At 57.2% G+C, this 8,770-nt stretch carries 6 protein-coding genes and 1 pseudogene; 5 read left to right on the top strand and 2 right to left on the bottom strand.

The features are described 5' to 3' along the window. The 5 genes and pseudogenes from QZL71_RS07845 to glmS form a co-directional block, all read left to right on the top strand. Window positions 1-299, top strand: a pseudogene (locus tag QZL71_RS07845) (RNA-binding protein S1); the annotation flags it as partial. A 105-nt stretch (window positions 300-404) separates the two neighbouring features. Continuing rightward, window positions 405-1,610 carry a THUMP domain-containing class I SAM-dependent RNA methyltransferase gene (locus QZL71_RS07840; protein ID WP_294648425.1) on the top strand — a complete coding sequence of 402 codons (1,206 nt, stop codon included), beginning with the start codon at window positions 405-407 and terminating at the stop codon, window positions 1,608-1,610. Between the two features lie 269 nt (window positions 1,611-1,879). Beyond that, a complete protein-coding gene (locus QZL71_RS07835) occupies window positions 1,880-2,749 on the top strand; it encodes a DUF5685 family protein (RefSeq protein ID WP_154258704.1) in 870 nt (289 codons plus the stop codon). Further along, complete coding sequence (locus tag QZL71_RS07830; RefSeq protein ID WP_294648424.1) at window positions 2,746-3,303, top strand: hypothetical protein; 558 nt, start codon at window positions 2,746-2,748, stop codon at window positions 3,301-3,303. The genes QZL71_RS07835 and QZL71_RS07830 overlap by 4 nt, the downstream gene beginning before the upstream one ends. A gap of 301 nt (window positions 3,304-3,604) precedes the next feature. Beyond that, on the top strand, window positions 3,605-5,425 hold the full coding sequence (gene glmS / locus QZL71_RS07825) for a glutamine--fructose-6-phosphate transaminase (isomerizing) (protein ID WP_294648423.1): 1,821 nt from the start codon (window positions 3,605-3,607) through the stop codon (window positions 5,423-5,425). A gap of 354 nt (window positions 5,426-5,779) precedes the next feature. Here the strand turns inward: glmS and QZL71_RS07820 are convergent, their stop codons facing one another. After that, window positions 5,780-7,045, bottom strand: coding sequence for an AI-2E family transporter (locus tag QZL71_RS07820; RefSeq protein WP_294648422.1), 1,266 nt, complete (start codon window positions 7,043-7,045; stop codon window positions 5,780-5,782). A gap of 48 nt (window positions 7,046-7,093) precedes the next feature. Continuing rightward, window positions 7,094-8,440, bottom strand: coding sequence for a butyryl-CoA:acetate CoA-transferase (locus QZL71_RS07815; RefSeq protein ID WP_154258712.1), 1,347 nt, complete (start codon window positions 8,438-8,440; stop codon window positions 7,094-7,096). Window positions 8,441-8,770 lie beyond the last annotated feature (330 nt).

Genomic DNA, 8,770 nt, shown 5'->3' with positions numbered 1-8,770 from the left:
CAGGCGGTCCGCGCTCTGGTGGTCCCCGTCCGGGCGGCCCCCGCGAGGGTGGTCATTTTGGTGCAGGCCGCGGCGGCGCTGGCCGCCCCCCGCGTGAGGGCGGCAGAGGCCCTGCCCGCGACAGCGCACCCCGTGTATGGCAGCCCAAGGCTCCCGTCCGTTCCGATAACATGAGCTTTGAGGACATGATGAGCCGCTTCAAGAGCCAGAGCGAAGAGAAGATGGCCGATCTTGATCACGAGACCAATAACCGCCGCGGCGGTGGTTATGCGCCTCGCGGCCGCGGTGGCCGCCGCTGAGCGGAAAGGCCTGCGCTTTTCAAGCCTGATCAAAATAACGGAAACAGACCTGTCTCATTTGATCGGGCAGGTCTGTTTTTTCCGTAATAAAAGAAAGGAACCACAATGCCTGCAAAATTTGAACTGATCGCGCCCTGCTTTTTTGGGTGTGAATCCACTGCAAAATTTGAGCTGACCCGCATCGGCGCAGAGAATATCCGCGTGGACGATGGCCGTCTGAGCTTTGCCGGCGGCGCAGAGATGATCGCTGCTGCAAACCTTAATCTGCGCACGGTGGAGCGCGTGATGCTGCTGCTGGCCCGCTACAGGGCCGCCACCTTTGATGACCTGTTCGACGGCGTGTACGGTATCCCGTGGGAGGAGCTGCTGCCCGCAGACGCAGCCTTTCCGGTCACCGGCTCTTCGCTGAACAGCCAGCTGTCCAGTGTGCCTGCCTGCCAGAGCATCATCAAAAAAGCTGTGGTCAAGCGCCTGATGGCAAAGCACCACACCTCTGTGCTGCCGGAGACCGGCGCGGAGTACAAGATCCGCTTCATGCTGCGCAAGGATCAGTGTGAGATCATGCTGGACACCACCGGCGACGGCCTGCACAAGCGCGGCTACCGCCGCAACGCCATGGAGGCACCCATCCGCGAGACTTTGGCGGCTACCATTGCAGACCTTGGCCGTGTGCGCCGTGACAGTCTGGTGGAGGACCCCTTCTGCGGCAGCGGCACGCTGCTGATCGAAGCTGCTCAGAAAGCCATGAACATTGCCCCCGGTCTGAAGCGCCGCTTTGCCGCCGAGCGCTATGGCTTTGTGCCGGCAGCCATCTGGGCCGAGCAGCGTCAGAAGGCACTGGCCGAGGCCAAGCTGGATGTGGGCTTTGAAGCCTTTGGCTATGATATCGACCCTGCCGCTGTGGCTCTGGCCAACGCCAATGCAAAGCTGGCCGGTGTGGAAAAGCGCTGCCACTTTGAAGTGGCTGATGTGGCCGACTTTGCCGCAAAGCAGGAGGCCATCGTGCTGACGAATCCCCCGTATGGCGAGCGTATGAGCACCATTGAAGGTGCTGCAAAGCTGGCCCGCACGCTGGGCCGGCAGATGGAAGCACACCCCTGTGCAGGCGTGTATGCGATCACTGCCGATATGGATTTTGAGACCCACTACGGCAAGCGTGCCAACAAGCGCCGCAAGATGTACAACGGCATGATCCCCTGCCAGCTGTATATGTACTACAGCGCGCCCAAGTTTGAGCACACTGCAAAGCCGATGCCGAAGTCCGGCTTTGACGGCAAGCGCACTGCACCGAACCGCTTTAACAAGAAGTAATTGAAAAATGTTACCTGCCGCACCGGAGCTGTCCAGTGCGGCTTTTACATTGCAGCCGGTAATTACCGGAAAAAAACAAAGCAGGGCCTGAATTGGCAGGAGATGGAAATGGACGCAAATACAGGAAGTTTTACGCTGTGTTCCGCGCCATGTGCGGCAAAGATGAGACAAATTCATGCTCTTTTTACAAAGGATGGTTGAACCCGGGCTGAAAATGGATTATACTTACCTTATTATTCTGCGGTTCTTCCGAGGAGGAAAAGGTGCGTATGAAGGGTAGGATGCGGCCATATCTGCCGGAGCTCACCATCCGGGATTACAATATCTACCTGCGCTATCTGCGCGGGGTGCGACGTCAGCTGTACGAGGCGTACGGATTATATTCCTGCCATCTGCTGCGGAGCAACGGCGTGCTGTTTGCCATCCTTTCGGACAGTCTGGCCGGGCGGCAGGCCACTTGCCAGCGCAAGCGGGTCCCGGGCACACTGGCCTGGCGCAGGCTCATGTGCCAGACCCAGGGCATCCGGCTGGCCGCACAGGTGGAGGTGCTGCTGGGCTGGCACAACCTGCAGGACCGCAAATACAGCGAGCTGCGGCCGCTCAAGCGCCTGCGCCGTGCGGTGGACCGTCTGCTGCTGCGCCGCGCCTATGAGCGTGCCGTGCAGGAGAACCCGGCGCTGGAACGGCTGTTCGTGCAGGAGCGGGATCAGGCCGTGGTGCAGATGAACCTGAGCGCCAAGAACTACTCTCTTGCCGCTGAACCCATGAGCAACATTTACGGTGCACTGTATTCCACCCTTGCCACCGACGACCCCAGCCAGCGCAAGAGCATGCGCTACATCGGCAGCAGCATCGGCCGCATTTTTTACCTGCTGGATAAGGCTGAGCGCTTTGAGATGGACAAGAGCAGCGGCCGCTACAACGTGTTCGTAGTCAACGACCTGCGGGGACAGGCTGCGGCGGTGGAGAACGCCCGCCGTCAGGCACTGGCTGCCGCCAACGATCTGATCCGCGTGTACAGTATGCTGGACATCAAATTGAACCGCGGCCTGCTGGATAACATCATGCTGCTTGGTCTGCACCATGCGGTGGATCCGCTGGAAGCCGGTGCTGAGCGCGAAAACTGGGAGATCCCATGAAGCAAAACCATCAAAAAAGCTGGGCCATGGCTTACTGCGGCATTGTGGCGGCGCTGTGCGTCGCACTGATGCTGCTGGGAGCTGTGATCCCCATTGCCATGTTCATTGCGCCTGCAGTGGCAGGCTTCCTTGTTGCCACGGTGTGCGTGGAGTGCGGGATGCAGCTGGCCTTGACGGCCTATGCGGCAGTCAGCCTGCTGGCACTGCTGTTCGTGCCGGATAAGGAAGTAGCGCTGATCTTTGTGTTTTTGCTGGGGTATTACCCGCTGGCAAAGCCGAAGTTTGAGCGCATCCGCCCTGCGGTTCTGCGCATTGTCTGCAAGCTGCTGCTGTGCAACGGCACAGTGCTGGCCATGTACGGGCTGGTATTTCTGCTGGTGCCGGCAGGCAGCATTTCGCAGGAGCTGCGCACCACCGCGCTGGCTGTCTCGCTGGCAACGCTGGTCATGGGCAATGTTGCCTTTGTGCTGTACGACCGGGCAGTGCATAACATGCTCATGATGTACCGGCTGGTCTGGCGGCCGAAACTTCATAAAACTTTGGGCTGGCGCTGAGCCAGCCTTTGTGCTATAATGGGGCATCAGAAAGGGGAGAGCGCAGCACACAGGTAACGCAAAGCGCCGGGCCACGCGGGTGACAGCCGCGAGGGTGACGAGGAGAGGAATCATCGAAAGATTCGGCGGATGTTTCTCCGGCTGAGGGCTAGACCAGCCGCAGAGAAGGGCAAAAAACGGCAGCAATACCGCAACAGATCCCTTCAAAGAAAGCCATACAAGAACATAAACTGTACTAGGAAGCTGACTGGATATCACTGCGCCTTTTTGCGCGGGAACGGTCGGTATGGAGGTATTTTGTATGTGTGGCATTGTTGGTTATGTCGGTAAGCGCAGTGCGCAGGACGTGCTGCTGGATGGTCTGGAAAAGCTGGAGTATCGCGGGTACGACTCCGCCGGTGTGGCGCTTGCGCTGGACGGCGGCATCCGCGTGGTAAAAAGCAAAGGACGGCTCACCGCCCTGCGGGAAAAGCTGGCGGCGCAGCAGCTGGCACAAAGCTTCTGCGGCATCGGCCACACCCGCTGGGCTACCCATGGCGAGCCCAGCGATGTGAACAGCCACCCGCATTCGACCCCGCGTGTGAGCATTGTGCACAATGGCATCATTGAAAATTACGGCCTGCTCAAGGAGCGCTTGGCCGCAAAAGGCTATACCTTCCAGAGTGAGACGGACACCGAAGTGCTGGTAAAGTTGATCGACAGCTGCTATACCGGTGACCCGCTGCGTGCATTGCAGCAGGCGCTTGCCAAGGTGCGCGGCAGCTATGCGCTGGCCGTGCTGTTCCGGGATTACCCGGACACCATTTTTGCAGTCAAGCGGGAAAGCCCGCTGATCGTCGGCTGGGGCGAGGGCGAAAACTTTGTGGCTTCGGATATTCCGGCACTGCTCAAGTATACCCGGAAATACAGCGTGCTGGAAGAAGGGGATATGGCCGTCTGCACCACAGAGGGCATCCGCTTCTACAACGAATTTGGTGAGCCGGTGGAGCGCCAGCAGCTGACGGCGGACTGGGATATGGAAGCTGCCGAAAAGGGCGGCTATCCCCACTTTATGCTCAAGGAGATCAACGAGCAGCCTGCGGCCATTATGGCCACGGTCAGCCCCCGTGTAGAGGACGGACTGCCGGTGCTGCGCATCCCGGAGCTGACCGATGAAGTGCTGCGCGGTATTGGCCGGGTGCATCTGGTGGGCTGCGGTACGGCTATGCATGCCGGTATGGTGGGCAAATCTGCCATCGAAACGTTGGCCCGTGTGCCCGCCGAGGTGGACATTGCCAGCGAGTTCCGTTACCGGGACCCCATTCTGGAAAAAAACGATCTGGTCATCATCATCAGCCAGTCCGGCGAGACCAGCGACACGTTGGCAGCGCTCAAGCTGGCCAAGAGCCGCGGCGTGCCGGTGCTGGCCATCGTGAATGTGGTGGGCAGCTCCATTGCACGTGCCGCAGATTATGTAATGTACACCTACGCCGGGCCGGAGATCGCGGTAGCATCCACCAAGGCGTATATGGTGCAGATGTGCATGTTGTATCTGTTTGCACTGCGGCTGGCCTATGCGCGCGGACGGCTGAGCGAGGCAGAGACCCGCCGCTATACGGCCCAGCTGCTGCGCGCACCGGAGGTCATCAAGCCGCGCCTTGCAGATTGTGAGCAGATCAAGTACCTTGCCAGCCGCTATGTGAACACCCAGAGCTGCTTCTTCATTGGGCGCGGGTTCGACTATGCGCTCTCGCTGGAGGGCAGCCTGAAACTCAAGGAGATCAGCTATGTGCACTCGGATGCCTATGCAGCCGGTGAACTGAAACATGGTACCATCAGCCTGATCACCGATGGCGTGCCGGTGATCGCACTGGCCACCCAGAAACAGGTGTACGAAAAGACCATTTCCAATGCCAAGGAGACCCGCAGCCGCGGCGCAAGGGTGCTGCTGTTTACCACAAAGGATGCCGTGGTGCCGGAAGGCGTGGCAGATGCCGTGATCCGGCTGGATGAGTATGAGGATATCCTGATGCCGCTGCAGCTCATTGTGCCGTTACAGCTGTTTGCCTATTATATGGCTGTTCTGCGCGGCTGTGACGTGGATAAGCCGCGTAATCTGGCCAAGAGCGTGACCGTGGAGTGACGGCACAAAACGCAGCCAGAAAGCCCTGCACGAAACAGAAATAACAAAACAGGACCCGCTCTGAATCACTGAAGTGCATTCTGTCAAGTAGACAAAAAAATAATATAAGGTTTTTGTTCGCCGTTTCCACAAAGAGACGGCGAATTTTTTGTGCAGCTCGGTTCATGGCACCGACATGAGCCTGCATCGACATCTGGATGAACAGACGGTGCTGGTAACGGCGGTTGTTGCAGCAGTCAATCGTGAAGAGTGATTGTTCTTTCTTGACATGAAAATACCCCCAGAGTACGCAGAGTTTTTGTCTCTGTCTACTCTAGGGGTAGCGTATCACATGGAATGCCGGGGCATTGTGATTTATAGATTATTTGTTTCGACAGGAGGTGCTTCCGATGCAGACGTTTCTACCGGAACATCGTCCTCCGGGTCACCGAAGCTGTCGTGGTAAGTCTGCAGCAGGTCGATCTCCTTGTTGTGCTTCAGGCCGTGGATGACCAGCTTTTTGATCACATCATAGATGACTGCAAACAGCGGCACACCCACGATCATGCCCACAAAACCCCACAGACCGCCGAACAGCAGGATGGCGAACAGTACCCAGAAACTGGAAAGACCGGTGGTGTTGCCCAGGATCTTGGGGCCGATCACGTTTCCGTCCAGCTGCTGCAGCACCAGAACGAACAGGACGAACCACAGCGCCTTGATGGGGTTCTGAATGAGGATCAGCAGGGTGGCGGGCACGGCACCGATGAACGGGCCGAAGAAGGGGATCACATTGGTCACGCCGATGATCACGGAAACCAGAAGGGCACTGGGGAACTTGAAGATCAGGCAGCCGATATAGCACAGCACGCCGATGATGGCGGAATCCATGATCTTGCCGTTGATGAAGCCGCCGAACATCTTATCGGCATACTTCACTTCTTCCTTGATCAGCTCTGCCCAGCGGGGCTTGAAGATGCTGTAGAGCACCAGCTTGGCCTGCTGCACAAAGCGCTTGCGGCTGGCCAGCATATACACGGCCACGATGATGCCGATGATCAGGTTCTTGGCCATGGTCACTACGTTCAGCACACCCACTGCGGCACCGCTGACGATGTTCTGCATGGAGGGCAGGAGCCGGGTCTTGATCAGATCATCGATATTGGTGCTGATGGTGGCATAAGCAGAGTTGAGCATGTCCATGATCTGCTGGTTGTTCTCAATGAACTCCACATGATTCGCCCACTGCACGAACTTTGCGAGGTTGCGCTGCGCAGTGTAGTACAGGGTGGTCACGCTGGTAATGAGCTGCGGAATGATCATCATACACAAAGCGTAGATGAGGAGCAGACCGAACAGGATGGTCAGCGTAACGGACAGCACATTGACCAGACCATGCATCTTTTCCGGGATGAACCGGCGCAGAAAGCTCTCGATGGTGTTGCACACAGGCTTGAGCAGGTAGGCGATGACGGCACCGTAGATGAACGGCATCAGAATGCCGGTCAGCGTGGAGATGGCATCGCCAAAACCATCGAAGCGGTAGATCAGGAAAAAGAAGATAATGCTCAGGGAGATCGCTCCAAATCCTGCCAACATTCCGTAGAGATAGGGCTTGACGTGCGGCTTTTTGTCCATCATGTTAGACTCCATTTCAGCCGCGGACAGCAGGAATCTCCGCGGCACTTATCAGATTTTGTTGCTCCTGCGCCAGATGTGCATTTTTTCGGCTTCCTTGATCAGGTCTTCACGGAAGTCGGGATGTGCTACGCTGATCAGAGCTTCGGCCTTTTCCCAGGTGGTCAGGCCCTTCAGGTTCACGCAGCCGTACTCGGTGCACAGGTAGTGGATGTTGGCACGGGTATCGGTGACGATGCTGCCGTTTTCCAGAGTGGGACGGATGCGGCTCTCCAGCTGGCCGGTCTTCTTATTAAAGAAGGTAGAGGACAGGCAGATAAAGCTCTTGCCGCCCTTGGAAAGGTATGCGCCCAGAACGAAGTCCAGCTGACCGCCGGCACCGGAGATGTGCTTGAGGCCTGCAGTCTCGGCGTTCACCTGACCGAACAGGTCGATGTCCACAGCGTTGTTGATGGAAATAAAGTTATCCAGTGCGGAGATGCTGCGGATATCGTTGGTGTAGTCCACGGGTGCAGACATGCACTCCGGGTTATCGTTCAGGTAATCGTACATTTTCTGGGTGCCGGCACCGAAGGCGTAGACCTGACGGCCCTTGTCCAGCTGCTTGCGTGCACCGGTGATCTTGCCGGCCTTGGCGATATCCACAAAGGCATCCACATACATTTCGGTGTGCACGCCCAGATCCTTCAAATCGCTCTGTGCGATCAGGCTGCCGATGGCATTGGGCATACCGCCGATGCCCAGCTGCAGGCAGGCACCGTTGGGGATCTGCGGAACGATCAGGTTGGCAACCTTCAGATCCACTTCGGTAGCAGCACCGGGAGCGGCCATCTGGCCGATGGGCGGGTTCTCGCCTTCCACGATGCCGGTGACCTGAGAAATATGGATGCAGTTCTCCATGCCGCCAAGGCAGCGGGGCATGTTCTTGTTGACCTCAACGATGATCTTCTTGGCTTTTTCGCACACAGCACCCAGATGAGATGCACTGGGGCCGAAGTTGAAGTAGCCGTGCTCGTCCATGGGGGTCACCTGGAACACCGCCACATCCAGCGGATCCGGGCTTTCGCGGTAGTAGCGGGGCAGCTCGGAATAACGGATGGGGGAGTAGAAGGAGAAGCCCTGTGCAATGGCCTTGCGCTCAATGCCGCCCATATGCCAGCTGTTCCATGTCATGTGTGCAGCGGGATCGTCGATCTGGAAGATCGCGGGCACCCACATCAGGATGCCGCCGCGGAAGTTGACACCTTCCAGCTCAGGCAGACGCTTTGCGATCTCGGCATCCACCGCCACAGGGGTGTTCACAGCCCAGCCGTAATCCACCCAGTCACCGCTTTTGACCAGTGCGGCAGCCTGAGCGGCGGTCATTTTCTTCTGAGCATACAGTTCCGTAAAATCCATTATAAACCATCCTCTCCTATAATAACATAAAGGAATTGTAAATTTATCATTTACTCTTCCTGCACGGACAAATCTTTGCAGGATGTTTACCACCTGTTGGCAATTTGAACACAGCTCTGACACAGGCGGATGATATCCTGATAACCAGCAGAAGGCAGCTGTCGGACAGGGCAGCAGATCTGCACAACTTAGTTATAACATTAACAATGTGTAGAATCAATAGTTTATCGAGAAAATTTTGACCGACTGGCAATATGGACAAAATTCGAGGAGTTTTTGGACGATTGTTTGGTACTGGAAAACCAAAATCTTTGCAAAAGGACTTGATAA

The organism is uncultured Faecalibacterium sp., from assembly GCF_900066275.1.
GTDB lineage: Bacteria > Bacillota > Clostridia > Oscillospirales > Ruminococcaceae > Faecalibacterium > Faecalibacterium taiwanense.
This window is presented reverse-complemented; position numbering and strand designations above follow the sequence as displayed.